The organism is Ruminococcus sp. Marseille-P6503, assembly GCF_900604945.1.
Lineage (GTDB): Bacteria > Bacillota > Clostridia > Oscillospirales > Ruminococcaceae > FB2012.
The window spans coordinates 904,834-921,952 of sequence record NZ_UWPB01000001.1; the positions used below are offsets into that span (position 1 = coordinate 904,834).

Here is a 17,119-nt window from a genome sequence, read left to right on the forward strand (position 1 = left end):
TTTTTAAACCTCCAAAATTTTGAATTTTTTATGCAACTTTTTCTTTATTAACGTTGCTTCTCTTATTATACAAATATTAGCTGTTTATTTCTATAATATTTTAATGCTTTTGTATATAATAACGACTTTTTTCTACAAATTACATAATTGTGAGCTGTGCTTTTTGTTTGTAATTAATACAACATTCTACATATTGCACAAAAAAAGCATTGTAAATTAAAAAGTTGCACAAAATTTTAAAATACTAAATTTATGTATCATACAAACTTATTCGCCAATGGCGAATAAGTTAGAAATTTGAGAAGTATTGTGCAAGGAGGGGTGAAAGAGATGATAATGTCAATAACAATTGATGTTGACGCTAAAGCATCCGGTTATGCTAACGAAAATGAGCTTAAAGATGATATCGTGATTTTTGCAAGAGATCTCATCATTAACGGAGCAGAAGAGGAATGCGTTGAATTAACTATGCTAAGCGTTGAATACGAAAATTGATATATCATGAACCGTGCCGGTGATCAGATCGCCGGCATATTTGATGATATATTATCATATCATCAGCATAAAACAGCGATTGCAACGCTGACGAGGACGGCTTTCCCCCATCAACCCTGCCGTCCTCTTTTTATGCTTAAAAGAAAGAGGTCTGTTTTATGGTAAGAAGAAAAATATCTGAGGACACTATTGCAAATTTAAATAACATTTAAATATGATAAAGAAAGGTGGAAATAATTATCATGTTAAAAAGTCATAAAATTAAATTAAATGTTGAGTTTTGCGACAAGATTTTGTCCGGTCTTCAAAATTTCATAATCTGCGAAGATAACAAAGATTTTCAAACGGGCGATATAATTTCATTTATTCCAGTTTTACAGGACGAAATTACAACTCATGAAATTTTTGAACACACATACGAAATCAAATTTATTTTTTCTGGTTCCGGACTTTCAGAAGGGTGGATTGCGCTGGGGTTTAAAGAGATAAACCCTGTGCTCATTTTGATAAATTTGATAGATGAAACGACAGAACGTATGAACAATACTTTTATAGAAAGCTTCGATGAGTTGTGTCAGTTTCATAGTACTTATTTCGATCAGAGTTATGCTGATATGTTGCTTTCTAAAGAAAGCATACTATCGGAATTAGAGCAATGGATTAAAGTTCAAGAGATTTTATATCTTTCTGTTGACAAAAATAAAGGTTTTATTAGTTTTATTTCAAAACCTGAAGACTTTTTTCATATATCAATAAAATTTCCTAGTATAGATCGTGACGATTTTCCCCGGTTTTTTGGATCGTACTCAACCGCAGAAGAAGCATATACGTTTTTAAAAACAAATTACATACGATCTGATGAAGAAATCGTTTATATAGATAAAATTTCCGAAAATCTTTAAGCAAAACTCAAAACAATATAATTGAGGGATGAAAATGATCGATATAAAAAAAATGATGGAGTTATTTATAAAAAAGTTTGAAGACGAATTTGGTAAGAACGCCAAAATTGAGTATGGAGATAAAATCGCAATTGTTATGAAAAATTGCGTTGGTATTATTAAAATAGACGAAACTGAAAATCTTTCTTTATCTTTGACTCCTAACATAGTACACATTAACAACGAGTTAGATGTATACTGCAAATCAGAAGATTGTGAATGATAAGTCAAATAAAAGCTTGTTCTGGAAAATTTATGTTGACATTTGTCAGTCAAAATAGTATAATAAAGTTGAAAAAGAAACAAATTATAGGAGGTATCACTATGAAAATAAAGCTCACTGCGATCATGCTCTCGGCATTAATGCTCACATTGACTTCATGCGGTTCAGTTGACGATACGGCAGACGTTAAGGTCACGACCACAACCACGACCGCTTCGTCAGCGGTTACGGCATGGAATACTGATCTTATCACTTCGGCTCAGACTACGACTACTTCGTCTGCGTCGATCACAACGACTACGACAAAAAAATCTACAACTACGAAAAAGACCACGACTGCTAAGAAGAAAACAGACAAAGCTGCAACTACAAAAAAGACCGTTTCTGCTCAGAGCAGCAACGGCGGAAACAACTATGTAGAGAATAATAACGGCAATTCCGGCGGCAACACTTATACTAATAATCCGGCGCCGGTGCAAACTCAGCCTCAGAACAATAACTCCGGCAACAGCGGCAATAATGGAAACAGCGGAAACACAACTACACAAGCAACAACTAAAGCTACTACCGCCAAAAAGACGACCACAACTGCGAAGAAAACTACGACTGCTAAGAAGACTACGACCACAGCTGCGGCGGCTAAACTTACTCAGTCTGATATTGATAAGCTTGTGAAAGAAATGCAGGCTTATTCAAACGAAAAGGCAAGACCGTTTGTTGAGGATTTAGTTAAGAACTCTCCCATGTACAGTGGTTCGTCGCAATCAGTTATTGATAAAGTCGTTGAAGATTATCTTTCCGATTGTAGCAAAACCCCTTCCAACAGCTCATGGGATAGTCCTAACAAAATATATCCAAACGTATGGGATTATCAAGGGGCAAAAGGTGTAATTCAAAGTCATATCGATTCAACTTATAGTTCTTTTCCTAATACACACATTGTAGTATATGCTGAATATAGTAAAGATTCTAACGGAAAGAATTTTTGGAAGATCTATTTATTAAGATAATTCAAAGTTTTCTTGACAAATATAAAAAAGCGTGATATACTAATTATAGAAAAAGGAGCATACTGATAGACGGTTGCCCTATAACTTTTGATTAAAAATAACCGCAAGTTTCTCAGGCTCGGCGGTTATTTTTTTATGTTTCTTATCAGCTCTGTAAGAGCGACTAAAAACACGACAGCTAAAGCTATGTAGAGTATCTCCAAAGCCATTGCTATCACCTCCTTTCGCAGACCATTTCACACTAAGTGATACTCCGGTTTCTGCTAATGAGAGGACAACCGCCTACCGTTTTTGGTATGCTCCGTGATTAAATATATCATAAAAATCGAATACTGTCAATATTAAGAACGTTTTGAAATTTTCAACACGTTCTTTTTTTATTATCAAAATTAAATTATGAAAGGAAAAGTGAAAGAAATGCAGAGAAAAAACTTGAACACAGCAACTTCAACTTCTTCGCCACTGGCGAAAAAGTTATGGGGGCTGCTAATGGCAATCGTCATGACTGTCTTCATTTTATCGGAGGGCATAACAGCCTTTGCGGCGACTACAACGGACAAAACATATACCCTGTCTGGTTGGGGATACGATTTTAGAAATTCGGGATTGCCTAACGCATACGACCCTCTTACTCAGAGTAACACTAATAACCAGTTCCGTTATCAGTGGGCAAATGAATTTTACTACTTTAAGAACGCCGAGGGCAAATTTTGCTACTGCGTTCAGCTGGGCACAGTAAATGTAGACGGAACTACTATGGAGCAACTTGAGTTAAATGAAAATGAAAATATATATTATCCTGATTCAACACAACTGCGCAACTTGCGTTATGCTACCATCTACGCATATAAAGGCACTTGCAAATATGGTTATACATGGGACGTTGAACTTGTAGCTTCCCAGGCGCTGACATGGACGATCAGCGGAAAATACTTTGACAGTTCCACAACAGCTATTTCGACTAACGAAAATAAGGTGCTTAATTGTGTTAAAGCACCGTCGGCTGCAGCTTGGAACAATATGAAAGAATGTTATAAAAAAATGAAAGCCGACGTTTTGGCTCATGGCAGCTACCCTAAAGGAACAGTAGATGACCCAAAACAATTTATATTAGGTTATGCCACCTATCAGCTCAAATACAACAAATCAAACTGCCGCTGGGAAACTACGATCAGCATGGACAGTACTCTTTCGCAGTTCAAACTGCCGTCTGTCAGCGGAGTAACTTTTACAAGAAGCGGTTCAAAGCTGAAAGTTTCTGCGACCGAAACAGGCAGAAAGAACCTTGAAGGACAGACTCTTGCTCTGACTAAGACTAAAGCGAAGTACGCAAATAAAATCGAAGAATGTACGCCTGTCTTTTTAGCTGTGAAAAATGCAAACAACTCCTCACAGGCAAAAGTTTCATATACAGCCGGCGAAGACCCGGTCCAGGCATATTTCAAGCTTACATCAGCAACGGGAAATTTAAAAATAAATAAGCAGCTTCTTACAGCAAGCGGACAGAAAGTCAACGGAACAGCTGAACAGTATAATAATATTTTGTTTCAGATTTCACATTTAGACAGTAATGACGTTCGTCATTATCTGACTGCAACAAAGGATTCAGACGGAGTATACACATATTCCGGTTCTACAACAGACAGCAGTAAGGGACTTTACAGAGTAGGCGCAGACGGTACGCTTGTAATCAAAAATCTGCCGGCGGAAACTTTCAATCTCTCTGAGTATCAGACTGCGGACGGCTTTAAGCTCTCCGGAGACGTTCATGTTACTGTTAATGCAGATAAAACAACAAGTCTGACTGTTAAAAACAGCGGCACAGGCTCACATATAGATGTATATAAATCAGCTCAGGACTGGAACGGCTCGGAAATTGAAGACACTGCCCTACTAGAAAAAATCTATGAGGCAACGAAATTCAGAGCGTATGTCCTTGATAACGGAACTAAGAAATATATCACAGCAGATATTGATAATCAGACAGGCTCAGAGCATGACAACGAAAGATATTTCATTGCAAATTACACGGGTCAGACAACAAACGTAAACAATGCGGCTGTTCTTAGCCTGTATTCCGATTTTTACGGGTATTACAACACAAGCTACAGCTTTTTCGGAACAGCAAGATTAAAGAATGTTCCGGAGGAAATCGAAAGAGTATATTTTGAGGAGATCCAAAGTTATAACGATTTTGGTTTCAGCAATGGAAATATAAGAGTATCGCAGAATAAGAATGATGTAAGCTTTACTAACCAGGCATATTACTTCCGCGCAGGATTTAACAAATACGAAGAAGGCACAACGACTTTCCTCTCAGACGGCGTATTCGGACTGTACGCATCTGAAAACGTGTATTTCAATGATACATTGATTTATTTGGCAGGACAGGAGATCGAGCGCGCAGATTCAACCGGCGCAACAACGTACTTTAATACCATGCTTCCCGGCTGGGGAACATACTACATTCAAGAAATAGAAGCTCCTTCAGGATATGTTAAAGACGATAGCAAGTATGAAGTAAAGGCAAATATGCCCACAACTCTTACAAATTCAAGGCTTTCAGACGTTGTACTGAATATTGAAAACGAAGAAATCAGGTTTGCAGTATCAAAGCAGAACGTATACGGCGATGAAGTTTCCGGCGCACAAATGCAGCTCATTGATGAAACAGGCGGAATAGTTGAAGAATGGACATCAGACGGAACGGATCACATCGTTTCAGGGCTTGCCGCAGGAAATTACACGCTGCATGAATACTATGCTCCAGACGGATACTGCATAGCTACAGATATTGCCGTTACTATTGACGAATACGGTAAAATATTCGCTGATAACACCGAAGTAACGGCAATTTCTGATGATGGATTAGCTTTAATCGTCATGATCGATGAAGCTACAAAGGTTGAAATCTCAAAGAAAGACATCACAGGTGATGATGAACTTCCCGGAGCTACTCTTCAGGTAATTGATAAGGACGGCAATGTAATTGACGAATGGGTATCAACAGAAGAAGCGCATTATATCGAAGGCGTTCTGATTGCCGGAGAAACATATACGCTCAAGGAAACGATCGCTCCGAACGGCTATGCGCTTACAAGTGATATTGAATTTACAGTCAATACAGACGGCAGCGTTACTCATGTTGTAATGTACAATTCAGACGCAACAGGAACAGTACAGATTCAGAAGCGCACCGAAGGCATGATGAATGTTGAGGGTATCACATTAATTCTTGCCGGTACTTCTGATTCGGGTCATGATGTTCATATGACAGCTGTCACGGACGAGAACGGAATTGCAACGTTTACGGCGGTCCCGGTAGGAACATACACTGTTACGGAGGATGAAAGCACCGTACCAGTTGCATACATGGTTGCCGATCAGCTGGAAGTAAAGGTATTTGAAGCAGAAACCACAAACGCTGAGATATACAACAATGAAAAAACCGGAACAATCGAGATCAGCAAGACTACTGAGGGAATGCTCAACCTTGACGGTATTGAGTTTATCCTGAGCGGAACATCCGACAGCGGTCGTGATATCAGACTGACAGCCGTTACAGACAATAACGGAAAGGCAACGTTCTCAAACATTCCGATCGGAACATACACGATCACGGAGTCGGAAGACACTACTCCTTATGCTTACCTGACCGCTGATCCGCAGGAGGTAAGCGTTTTTTATGCTGAAACAACGAATATAGAGATCAGCAACGAAGAAAAAACAGGCTCTATTCAGATTCAGAAGCAGACTGAGGGCATGACCGATCTGGAAGGCATTGAGTTTATACTCAGCGGAACATCAGACAGCGGTCGTGATATCAGACTGACAGCCGTTACAGACAAGGACGGAAAGGCTACGTTTACAAACATTCCGATCGGAACGTACACTATTACCGAAAACGGCGATACTGTTCCAACGGGTTATCTTGTTGCAGACGATCAGACTGTTCAGGTGTTCTATGCTGAAACTACAAATGTTGTAGTAAACAATGAGAAGATTCCTGAAACTCCTGACACACCGCCTGCCACCGGTGCAGTTGTTGTCAGCGTTCCGATGATAGTGCTTTTAAGCGGACTGGCTTTAATATCTGTCAGAAAGAAAGATAAGAAGTAAAGTCGAAACAGCCGCCCGGTGCGGCTGTCTGCGGAGGTTCGCCGCTCCGTACTGATGAGGACAGGCGTGATAATCATTGTAAAGGAGATCTAAACATATGAACAATGAATATGTTGTAACTATTCACGCTGAGATTTCAGATATAGAATGTAATCTTTTCGGAGCTAAACTTTCAGCGACCTTTCCGACGCAGGAGGCTGCTGATAAGTTTCAAGCTGACAGCCGCAGTCCTGGCGTTTCAGCTGTTATAAAAGAGTTTTTTTTCTTCAATGTTTAAAAACATCAGCGAAGAAGATGTGAGGTTCATTTCTTCGGAGGAATATGATGAGAAATATTATTAAAAATAACTTCGATTATAAGCAGATGCTTGAATACTGTTATTCGCTTTTGTTGAGTTTTGACATTGGAGGTCTTGAGTATCTTAATGAGCATCTTCTCTTTTGTTCTCCGTCTCCTAACTTGACAGATACGGAAATACAGTATATACTGAACAAAATAGGAAGTGCGTTATGCTATTTTTATGAACACACAATAAATGATGGTGTTACATTTACTGCCTTAAATAATAACCTCAGAGCTAACAATAAGGTTATAAGAAAAGCTTGCGCCCAGCTGAAATATTTGCCCGATGATCGCAATAAGGGAAGATTATATAAATCATTGTTCAAAACGTTGATACATAATAAAAATAAATTTGACGAGCAAACTTTTTTAACTCTGCTTTCTGAGGTATCTTTTTCATTGTATAAGAAATTCAAAAAGGATGATTATAATGACTTTTCTTAGAAGAAATATCAAAATTACAAAATACGATAAATTAAAAGATCAATTTGATTTACTCTTGAACAAATCGAACGATATATATAGAAAATATAAAGACATAAGTCAGTTTGTTAATCTTGTCAATGAGAAAGGCTATTCCCTAGTTCAGACTTATGATGTAGATGGTGAATTATATGGTATTTTTCTCAAGTGGGATCACTCTCACAGCCATGACACTATTTATTTAAAAACATACGCTACCCATTCAAGATGTCCTATATGTAAATCTGATTCTGATATCTCAGATGAAAGATTGGAAATTGTTAATCTCAATACAGATGAAAGTTATCAAAAAGAAGGTCACGCTAGCAGACATATTAACATTTATATTTCAATAGCTAAAAAGCTAAGAAAAGATAAGATATATGGGATGCTATATTTTGCCACACCTATTGGGATAGACAATCTTAAAAAATTTTATGTTAATAATGGTTTTGAAATTAACGGGCATTATTTTAGAATGATCTTGAAAAATGCGCACACAGACATTTAGGCGTTTTACGTTTTGTAAAACGTCTTTTTTATTTCATCTTAAAGAACAAGCGAAACCCAACACGGATAACGACCAATACAGAGGTGTATGTATGAATACGAAAAAAATAAAAGTCTATACTGTTTCTTTGATTTTAATATTATTTGCTTTCGTTTCAACGCAGCTTTGCTGCAGCCAAGCTGAGAGAAATAAGCAAAAACTTAAGAATAGTTTAGTAAATCACTCGATGACATTGGGTGTTTTTGTAGAATCTGAATTTGTCTACGCTTTACAGGAGTATGACACTGAGTTGTACGAAAGGCTTAACGATGAAATGATAAGTAAGTTGAAAAGACTTTCTGTTAAGACGACCTATGCAGATGTCATGACAGAGCTTTTAGATAATGCTCCACGCGAATATTTAAGTAACAACCGCATTAAGGAAGCGATCAAAGTATACAATGAGCATAGTCAAATACATTCTGATATGCTGGATCAGTATTATATGCTGTATTGATATACTATTTTTATTAGGAAACTCAGAAATTCATGGAGGACTGACAATGGATAAGAAAGAATATATAGAGCGTGAGAAAATAAGGGGCATACTTCATTCTATTATAAATGATTCAAATTGCCCTATGTATATGCTGCAGGTATATGATCAAATGCTTGACCATATACCTGCAGCTGATGTTCAGGAAGTTAGGCGCGGGAAGTGGTTATATGAATATAAAAGCGGAACGCCAATAAAAGAGGGTGTAGTATCATCTTGTTGCGATATGTGGAATAATTATCGTACAAATTTCTGTCCACATTGCGGTGCAAGAATGGACGGTGAAGAAAAATGACAAGAAGGACACTCAAAAAATATTAATATTTTAAATATTAATTATGAAAGCATAGTATGATAATTTAAAGGAGAAAAGTATGGATCAAACAAGTATATATGATGAGCTTATAGTTGATAACTTTGCCGGCGGCGGAGGTGCAAGTACAGGAATAGAACAGGCTACGGGACGTCCGGTTGACATAGCCATTAATCATGATCCTGACGCTATTTTAATGCATATGACTAATCATCCGTATACTAGACACTATTGCGAATCGGTATGGGATGTAAACCCAAGCGAAATATGCTGCGGGCATCCGGTCGGACTAATGTGGCTGTCGCCTGACTGCAAACATTTTTCAAGAGCAAAAGGAGGTAAACCTGTCAACAAAAACATTCGAGGTCTTGCCTGGATTGCTGTACGATGGGCGGCAACTGTAAAGCCCAGAGTTATAATACTTGAAAACGTGCCGGAATTCGTAACATGGGGACCGTTGGGCAAAAACAATTATCCGGATATAAAAAAGCGTGGCAGAACGTTTAACAGTTTTGTAAATGCGCTAAAAAAATATGGCTACGAAATTGAATGGAAAGTACTTAAAGCTTGTGATTATGGTGCGCCTACTATTCGCAAAAGATTTTTCATGATTGCAAGAAACGACGGCAAGCCGATCGTATTTCCGGAGCCTACGCATGGAGAAGGCAGAATTCCATACAGAACTGCGGCAGATTGTTTTAATTTTTCAATTCCCTGTAAATCAATATTTGAAAGAAAAAAGCCGTTGGCATATAACACTTTGCGCCGTATTGCAAAAGGACTTGACAAATTTACAATCAAATCCGAAAAACCTTTTTTTGTAAATTGCAATTACAACGAAAGTACAATACCTTCGATTCAAAAATATTTCGGAGGCGTTGTCGGAAGCGATATGTCAGAGCCGTTAGGAACTGTTACAGCCATAGACCATAATGCTTTACTTGCGCCTTCTCTTATACAGTATCATAGTAAAACATCAAGCGGAGAGATAAGAGGTCAATCTCTTTGCAAACCTATGATGACAATTGACAGCTCAAATCGGTATGGACTTACAGCGGCACATATAGTCAAATATTACAGCGGTGATAATTATTCTTCTGTCTGTGATCCGTTAGGCACTGTAACTGTAAGGGAACGCCACGGACTTATAGAAAGCCATTTATGCATATTAAGAAATAATCAGAATTGTAAAACGTTAGACGAGCCGTTTCCTGCAATATGTACCAGTGCAGGGCACTTTGCGGAAATAAGGACACATATTGAAAAATATCCAGATGGAATTAATTTAAGTTATTGGAAAGAAATAAGATCTATGCTTAATAAATTCTGCGGTTACAGTATTGCGGACGATGAAATACTTTTGCTTGAAATTAACTGCGAACAATATTATATTGCCGACATCAAAATGCGTATGCTTGAACCCAGAGAACTGTATAACGCACAGGGATTTCCTCCAAATTACATAATCGACAGGGATTATAAAGGCAACAGCTATCCGCGGAGCAAACAGGTTGCAAGGTGTGGAAACGCTGTACCGCCGCCATTTGCAAAGGCTCTTGTAACTGCTAATTTGCCGGAAATGTGTAAACAAAGAGAAAAATTGAGAAAGACTGAAAAAATGAGAAAGGAGGATAAAAATGAAAAAGTTGTTATCAATCATCAAACGCAATAAGCATGATATATTTTTATTTTCATTAAACACCGTAATGGAAATAGAATGCTTTATATTTCAAACGATGTATAATGACTTTTTATTGTTTCCATGCTTAGTTTTGTTTTTAATAATAATTTCTAACTTTATTAATAACGAATTTGAGAACAATAAGCTATATCGTGCGGCTGTAGTTGTGACCGCAACATACATAACAGCATTAATAATTTCAGAAATAAATCAAGCTATCAAATACGATTTTCATAGTGGATTTATTCCAACAATGATTAGTACAGACGCTTGCTTTTTTTTGGTATGCGTAGCTATTTCTCTTACTATACATATTGATATTGTAAGTATAGATAATCTTTCAAATAAGTCTTTTTCAAATGTGTATGACAAGGTATTAATATTGTTGAGTAAAGCAATAATTTTTTTGCTGAAATTTAAAGTTGTAATGTTTTCAGCAATAACTTTTTTATTTGCATATATCGATTGTCTGAATGAAGAGCTGTTTAAAAGTTATATTTTTTATAACTTTAAATCTGTTTTGATAATTTACGCAGTCTTGATAGGCTTGAAACTCACATTTAAACTTTCGAATAGTTATGAGGAAAAAGTCGTATGAATTTTTCCAATAATAAATAATAAAAAAACATTCATTATATAATGAAAAAAAAGAAACTGCGAAAGCCGTTTCTTTTTTTATATAATCATAATTTTATTAGGAGGATTTTAAAATGAAATCAACAGGAATTGTAAGAAAAGTAGACGAGCTGGGCAGGATCGTGCTGCCTATAGAATTGCGCAAAGTGTTTGATGTACAAAACAAAGATTCTCTCGAAATCTATACGGAAGGAGATATGATAATTCTGAAAAAATTTCAACGTTCCTGCGTTTTTTGTAACAATGCAGATAACGTTATTATTTATAAGGGCAAAGCACTCTGTGAGGATTGTTTAAAAAATTTGCGTTGTAAGGAATGAATGTTATGTTAAATAGAGTTGTTTTGATGGGTAGAATAGCCCAGGATATTGAAGTAAGGCAAACACCAAACGGTATTTCGGTAGTTTCTTTCCCCATAGCTGTTGATCGAAGTTTCAAGGGACAGAACGGTGAACGACAGACTGACTTTATCAATTGTGTTGCATGGCGTCATCAGGCTGACTTTATCGGCAGATATTTTTCAAAAGGCAGAATGATTGCGCTTGAGGGTAACCTCAGAACAAGAACATACGACGATAAGAACGGTACAAAGCACTACGTTACAGAGGTATTTGTAGACAATATTTCGTTTACGGGTGAAAAGGTTAACACTGCTCCACAAGGTGGTTATCAGAATAATTACGGACCTTATCCAGACAACGGAGGTTATCAGAATAATAATTATTATCAGCAGAATAATTCATACTCTGATAATTCTCAGCAGCAGACGCAGCAACCAAACGATGCTAAAGCTATTTTTGATGAAATGCAGAATATCAGTGCTTTTGACGATTTTGAGGAATTAAGTGATGATGGAGTTCCCTTCTAATTATAAAAAAATGAATGAAAGAGGTGAATGTAAATGAGAGCAAACGCTATGAGCAAAGTGCCCTGTTTTTTCTTACCTAAAGAATTATTGATTGACAATACTTACTGTGAATACAGTCTTGACAGTAAAATTATTGTTAGCATAATGCTTTCATATGCAAATTCTAGTGATGATATTATATCAGCTGCCGAATTAATTCAAATGCTCGGAAAATCATACATAGATCAAAAGCTTACTGAAATAAAAAAGAGTGAAGGTGAGATAAATAATGGGGTATAAGTTTGAATATTTTTACGGCACTCAGGCTCAGCAATATGCGTTTTATATGCTTCCGCAAGTTCTTTTCACTGAAGAAAAATTCAGAGTGCTGTCAACTGATGCTAAAGTGCTTTATTCGCTTCTGCTTGCTCGTGCCAGTCTTTCACAGCGCAATTCAGAAACTTTTCAAGATGATGATGGAAAAACTTATGTTTTTTTCAAGCGTGAAGATGTTCTTTACTATTTACAATGCACTAAAGAAAAATCAGCAGAATATTTTAGAGAATTAGATGATATTGGATTGATAGAACGCAAAAGACAAGGTCAAGGAAAGCCGGTAAAAATTTATGTAAAGCAATTCTATAAAGATGATGAAAGTGTAAAAGATGACCAAGGTCATGGAATTGCAGACGTCAAGAAGTCTGCAATTCCAGACGTCAAGAAGTCTGCAAATTCAGACATCAAGAAGTCTGCAAATCCAGACATCAAGAAGTCTGCAATTCCAGACGTCAAGAAGTCTGTAAATCCAGACGTCAAGAAGTCTGCAAATCCGGACGTCAAGAAGTCTGCAAATCCGGACGTCAAGAAGTCTGCAAATCCGGACGTCAAGAAGTCTGCAAATCCAGACACTATATATAAAGAGATAGATATAAAGAGTGAATATAAATCTTCATCATCAATCTTTGATAAGATAAATAAGAATTTGCAGAAAATTGAAAATGATGATACGAAGACGATGACGATCAACGACGTAAAAAGGCAAATTTGTTATGAAAGTTTATCTGCAAAATACAGCAATGAAAAACTTGATTATATTTGCGAAGTCATTTACTCAGTGCTTACAGATCTATCTCGCAGACAGTACACTGTTATGTCCGTTAAGATTTCTGCATCTGTTATGCGAAAAAAATTTTTATTGCTGCGTAAAGATCATATTGAATTTGTACTCAGTCAAGTTGAGAAGCAACTGAATGAAAAAAATAATTCAATAAGCAATATGCAGAGTTATTTTATTTCATGCCTATACAACTCAATCACACTATTAGCCTTTTACGATGTACGCAAACCTTCGTATGATCTTGAAGAATGGGAACGTTATGCACTGAATAATAATCCGTTCAAAAAAAATATTCAAGAGGAGCGATTGAATGAATAATGATAATGTTAATCGTAACATTGGTCGAAATATTTTGACAATTGTTGTAAGTGCGCAAGATTTTACAGTCCACGTTTTTAAAAAAACAGCAAGAGATTTTTTGAATAATTTTCAAAATAAAAGTTATAGTCCAAAAGCTGGGAAAAGTAGATTAACTGATTTTCTCAGTACGGGAGCTGTTCTTGAAAATCAAGAAATTTCTGCTGATATTGCTCATGGCTTTGATAAATATGCAAGAAAAAACAATATTCAGTATGCATTACAAGCGACACAAAAGAGAAATAACAACGGCAAACGTATATATGTCCTTTATTTTAAATCACGAGATGTTGATTCACTTAATAAAGCTATGAAGCAGTATATATCATCTCGTGAAAAAGATAAGGGTAAAAAATCCATTCGAAAAAGCATTGAGAAAAAACAACAAATTGAGCGCAACCTCCGTTCTGATATTACTCGCGATAAAGTGATGAATAAAGGAAAGGATAGAGTTTTATAATGCAACACAAAAAGTTATTTCTTTTGCAAAATTTGCCTGTAATATTTGTATTTTACTTTGCAAATCGTTTTTTTGAAGTGTACAATTTGACGGTAGGCGGGGACTTTATCGACAAAACAATAGCAGCACTAATTTTTTTGCCAAATTACATAATTCAGTTTCCGTTTCATCTAAGCTTTAAACCATTAGATCTATTCTATACCGTTATTGTATGTGTATTAGTTAAATTATTGCTGATATACAAAAAGACAACTGCCAAAAAATATCGCAGCGGCAAGGAGTATGGATCAGCCTCGTGGGCAACAGAAAAAGACAATAAAAAGTTTGTTGATAAAGACCCTTACAATAATATTCTTCTGTCTGCTACAGAAAAATTAAGCCTTAACAATCGACCTAAAAATTTTTTGTATGCAAGAAACAAGAATATTATGGTAATAGGCTCATCTGGTGCACAAAAAACGCGAGGTCTGGTTGAGCCAAACATCATGCAAATGTTCAGCTCATATGTAGTAACTGATACAAAAGGTACAACGCTAAGCAACTGTGGTAAAATGCTGAAATACAAAGGCGGATATAGAATTAAGTGCTTAAATCTTGTAGATTTCTCAAAATCAATGCATTATAATCCATTTGTTTACATAAAAAAACAGACGGATATTTTAAAGCTTGCAAGAGCAATTGTAGAAAACACAAAAGGAGAAGGAGAAAAGCCTGATTTTTGGACAAAAGCAGAAATTTTGCTTTATTGCGCATTAATAGGCTATATCTGGTTTGAAGCTCCCGAAGAAGAAAAAAATTTTGAAACGTTGTTGCTCATGCTTGATTCATCAGAAGTAAGAGAGGATGATGACGAATTTGAAAATGCGATTGATATGCTTTTTAACGATCTTGAAGAAGAAAATCCAAAGCATTATGCTGTACGGCAGTACAAAAAATATAAGCTTGCTGCTGGTAAAACAGCAAAATCGATACTAATTTCATGTGGTGCAAGACTTGCTCCTTTTGATATAGACGAAGTACGAGAGTTATTGAGCTATGATGAACTTGAACTTGATACGCTTGGTGATCGGAAAACCGCTTTATTTGTTATAATAGACGATACCGACGACACCTTTAATTTCATTGCAGCTCTTATGTATACGCAGCTTTTTAATTTACTGTGCAATAAAGCTTATAACAATGGAGGAAGATTAAAAATCCCTGTATATTGTATTCTTGATGAATTTGCAAATATAGGTAAAATTCCGAAATTTGAAAAGCTTATAGCTGTGCTGCGAAGCAGAGAAATTGCCGCAATGATTATTTTGCAGTCCCTAGCCCAACTCAAACCAATTTATGGCGATCATACTGAAACTATTGTAGGAAACTGTGATACTACAATATTTCTTGGCGGCGGTGAACCATCCACTCTGAAACAAATGTCCGAGTTGTTAGGGAAAGAAACCATTGATTTATATAATCATACAGTGACAAAGGGTCAAAATCCTTCTGCTACAACTAATTATCAGAAAACAGGTAAAGAACTTATGGCACAAAATGAATTATTTGAAATGCCAAATAATCGATGTATCATCCGGATGCGTGGTGTAAAACCATTTTATTCATTTAAATATGATATAACAAAACACGTCAATTATGAATTTCATGCCGGATCCAATTCAAAAAATGAGTTTCATATTGAAAAGTATTTAAACGTCCGTCTGAATGTTCAAACTGATGATAATTTCACAGTTGTAAGTACAACAGATTATGATGAAAATATTCCTGAATACTACGATGATGATGACATTGTAGATTTTGTTGAAGATGAAAATATTACGCAATAAAATGGAGGTAAAGTTAATTATGAAAACATCAATTTTTAAAACTTTAGCAGCAACAACCAATCCTGGTGTTTCTTTCTTTTCTGAAGGAGTTGCTGTTTTACAATCAGGTATATATGTTTTAGCAGCAATAGCACTTGTTGTCGGTATTGTCAATTTTGCTGACTCTTTTGGTGACGGAAGTCCAGGTGCAAAAAAATTAGCGATTGGAGGCATATCATCTGCCGTTTTGCTTTTTTTGGTAGGATATAAACTTGTACCGTCTCTGACTGCATTTTTCAACTGATGAGGTAACTATTTATGATTGAAGATTTTTTTGACTCAATAGTCGACTGGTTTAAGGAGCTTTTAGTAGGTTTTGTCGAGAGTGCTCTAAAATCCTCTTTAAACAGTGTCGATGACGTAGTAGGAATCGTCGGAAATCAGGTTTCACAATCTCCAGAAACATGGAACTCAGATATTTTTGTTATGATGAAAGGTATATCTGATAACGTTGTTTTACCTGTTGCAACTATGCTTTTTACATTTCTTGTATTGTATGATTTTATACAATTGTTAGTTGAAAAAAACAACTTTAAAGAAGTTGATTATCAACAGGTTATTTTTTTCGTAGGCAGAACGGCGTTCGGACTATATGTATTGAATGGAACAATGACAATAGTCACTGGATTATTCAGAGTAGGAGCATGGATTGCAGAAAAAACGGTAGGATACCTTTCAGCTGAGTCTATTGCTTCCGTTTTTCCTAGTGATTTAGATATATTAACTAATCTTGACGTTTCAGATTTACTACTTTTACTGCTATTGTCCGGACTTATGAACATTGTAACAATGGCTATCGTTATTTGTATTTACATCGTACTTTATGGGCGTATGATAGAGATTTACATATACATAGCATCATCAACAATACCGATGTCAACAATGGTTTGCCGTGAAATAGGTGAAACGGGAAAAAACTTTATAAAAGCAGTTTTTGCTCTGGCATTACAAGGATTTATGATAATAGTGTGTGTGGCAATTTACTATGCGCTTGTTTTAAATCTTGCCGGAACGTTATCATTAACGCCTGATATACCTGAAAATGTTGATCCAACGTTAGGTTGGATTTATACTTTGAGTGATGAGAAAATAATGGCAGCTATTCGCAATGCAATAATTCAAGTCATAGTGATGGGCATTGTTCTTTGCTTCACATTATTCAAAACATCAACAATTTCAAAATCTATTCTTAATGCCCATTAAAA

Annotated in this window: 20 protein-coding genes and 1 other RNA gene; all 21 read left to right on the forward strand. The window is 36.1% G+C overall.

Going from position 1 to position 17,119, the window contains the following annotated elements; translation table 11 throughout:
- Positions 1-330: 330 nt before the first annotated feature.
- On the forward strand, positions 331-495 hold the full coding sequence (locus tag EIH25_RS12385) for a hypothetical protein (RefSeq protein WP_164489156.1): 165 nt from the start codon (positions 331-333) through the stop codon (positions 493-495).
- A gap of 242 nt (positions 496-737) precedes the next feature.
- Positions 738-1,397, forward strand: a complete 660-nt coding sequence (locus tag EIH25_RS04230) for a DUF3850 domain-containing protein (protein ID WP_124098878.1) — start codon at positions 738-740, stop codon at positions 1,395-1,397.
- Between the two features lie 34 nt (positions 1,398-1,431).
- Positions 1,432-1,659 (forward strand): hypothetical protein, encoded by a 228-nt coding sequence (locus EIH25_RS04235; RefSeq protein WP_124098880.1) that lies wholly within the window; start codon positions 1,432-1,434, stop codon positions 1,657-1,659.
- A gap of 101 nt (positions 1,660-1,760) precedes the next feature.
- Positions 1,761-2,669 carry a hypothetical protein gene (locus EIH25_RS04240; protein ID WP_124098882.1) on the forward strand — a complete coding sequence of 303 codons (909 nt, stop codon included), beginning with the start codon at positions 1,761-1,763 and terminating at the stop codon, positions 2,667-2,669.
- 489 nt (positions 2,670-3,158) lie between these two features.
- Entirely contained in the window at positions 3,159-6,788 is a 3,630-nt protein-coding gene (locus EIH25_RS04245; protein ID WP_124098884.1) for a SpaA isopeptide-forming pilin-related protein, read from the forward strand.
- Positions 6,789-6,858: hammerhead ribozyme type II (locus tag EIH25_RS04250), an RNA gene on the forward strand.
- A 27-nt stretch (positions 6,859-6,885) separates the two neighbouring features.
- Complete coding sequence (locus EIH25_RS04255; RefSeq protein ID WP_124098886.1) at positions 6,886-7,065, forward strand: hypothetical protein; 180 nt, start codon at positions 6,886-6,888, stop codon at positions 7,063-7,065.
- A gap of 47 nt (positions 7,066-7,112) precedes the next feature.
- Positions 7,113-7,574 carry a hypothetical protein gene (locus tag EIH25_RS04260; protein WP_124098888.1) on the forward strand — a complete coding sequence of 154 codons (462 nt, stop codon included), beginning with the start codon at positions 7,113-7,115 and terminating at the stop codon, positions 7,572-7,574.
- Positions 7,561-8,103, forward strand: coding sequence for a hypothetical protein (locus tag EIH25_RS04265; RefSeq protein WP_124098890.1), 543 nt, complete (start codon positions 7,561-7,563; stop codon positions 8,101-8,103). Before EIH25_RS04260 ends, EIH25_RS04265 begins: the two co-directional genes overlap by 14 nt.
- A 91-nt stretch (positions 8,104-8,194) precedes the next feature.
- Positions 8,195-8,599, forward strand: coding sequence for a hypothetical protein (locus EIH25_RS04270; RefSeq protein ID WP_124098892.1), 405 nt, complete (start codon positions 8,195-8,197; stop codon positions 8,597-8,599).
- A gap of 46 nt (positions 8,600-8,645) precedes the next feature.
- A complete protein-coding gene (locus EIH25_RS04275) occupies positions 8,646-8,933 on the forward strand; it encodes a hypothetical protein (RefSeq protein ID WP_124098894.1) in 288 nt (95 codons plus the stop codon).
- A 79-nt stretch (positions 8,934-9,012) separates the two neighbouring features.
- Positions 9,013-10,623: a DNA cytosine methyltransferase gene (locus EIH25_RS04280; protein WP_124098896.1), complete on the forward strand. Its 1,611-nt coding sequence runs from the start codon at positions 9,013-9,015 to the stop codon at positions 10,621-10,623.
- On the forward strand, positions 10,589-11,230 hold the full coding sequence (locus tag EIH25_RS04285) for a hypothetical protein (RefSeq protein WP_124098898.1): 642 nt from the start codon (positions 10,589-10,591) through the stop codon (positions 11,228-11,230). Before EIH25_RS04280 ends, EIH25_RS04285 begins: the two co-directional genes overlap by 35 nt.
- A gap of 112 nt (positions 11,231-11,342) precedes the next feature.
- Positions 11,343-11,588, forward strand: coding sequence for an AbrB/MazE/SpoVT family DNA-binding domain-containing protein (locus tag EIH25_RS04290; protein ID WP_124098900.1), 246 nt, complete (start codon positions 11,343-11,345; stop codon positions 11,586-11,588).
- Positions 11,589-11,593: 5 nt separating this feature from the next.
- The gene (locus tag EIH25_RS04295) at positions 11,594-12,136 is read left to right on the forward strand and encodes a single-stranded DNA-binding protein (protein WP_124098902.1); all 543 of its coding nucleotides are present in this window, start codon (positions 11,594-11,596) and stop codon (positions 12,134-12,136) included.
- 33 nt (positions 12,137-12,169) lie between these two features.
- The gene (locus tag EIH25_RS04300; protein WP_124098904.1) at positions 12,170-12,415 is read left to right on the forward strand and encodes a hypothetical protein; all 246 of its coding nucleotides are present in this window, start codon (positions 12,170-12,172) and stop codon (positions 12,413-12,415) included.
- Positions 12,405-13,550 carry a replication initiator protein A gene (locus tag EIH25_RS04305; protein WP_124098906.1) on the forward strand — a complete coding sequence of 382 codons (1,146 nt, stop codon included), beginning with the start codon at positions 12,405-12,407 and terminating at the stop codon, positions 13,548-13,550. The genes EIH25_RS04300 and EIH25_RS04305 overlap by 11 nt, the downstream gene beginning before the upstream one ends.
- A complete protein-coding gene (locus tag EIH25_RS04310) occupies positions 13,543-14,049 on the forward strand; it encodes a DUF3801 domain-containing protein (RefSeq protein ID WP_124098908.1) in 507 nt (168 codons plus the stop codon). The genes EIH25_RS04305 and EIH25_RS04310 overlap by 8 nt, the downstream gene beginning before the upstream one ends.
- A complete protein-coding gene (locus EIH25_RS04315; protein WP_124098910.1) occupies positions 14,049-15,875 on the forward strand; it encodes a VirD4-like conjugal transfer protein, CD1115 family in 1,827 nt (608 codons plus the stop codon). The genes EIH25_RS04310 and EIH25_RS04315 overlap by 1 nt, the downstream gene beginning before the upstream one ends.
- 19 nt (positions 15,876-15,894) lie before the next feature.
- Positions 15,895-16,158: a Maff2 family mobile element protein gene (locus EIH25_RS04320; RefSeq protein ID WP_164489157.1), complete on the forward strand. Its 264-nt coding sequence runs from the start codon at positions 15,895-15,897 to the stop codon at positions 16,156-16,158.
- A gap of 14 nt (positions 16,159-16,172) precedes the next feature.
- Complete coding sequence (locus EIH25_RS04325) at positions 16,173-17,117, forward strand: VirB6/TrbL-like conjugal transfer protein, CD1112 family (RefSeq protein ID WP_124098914.1); 945 nt, start codon at positions 16,173-16,175, stop codon at positions 17,115-17,117.
- Positions 17,118-17,119 lie beyond the last annotated feature (2 nt).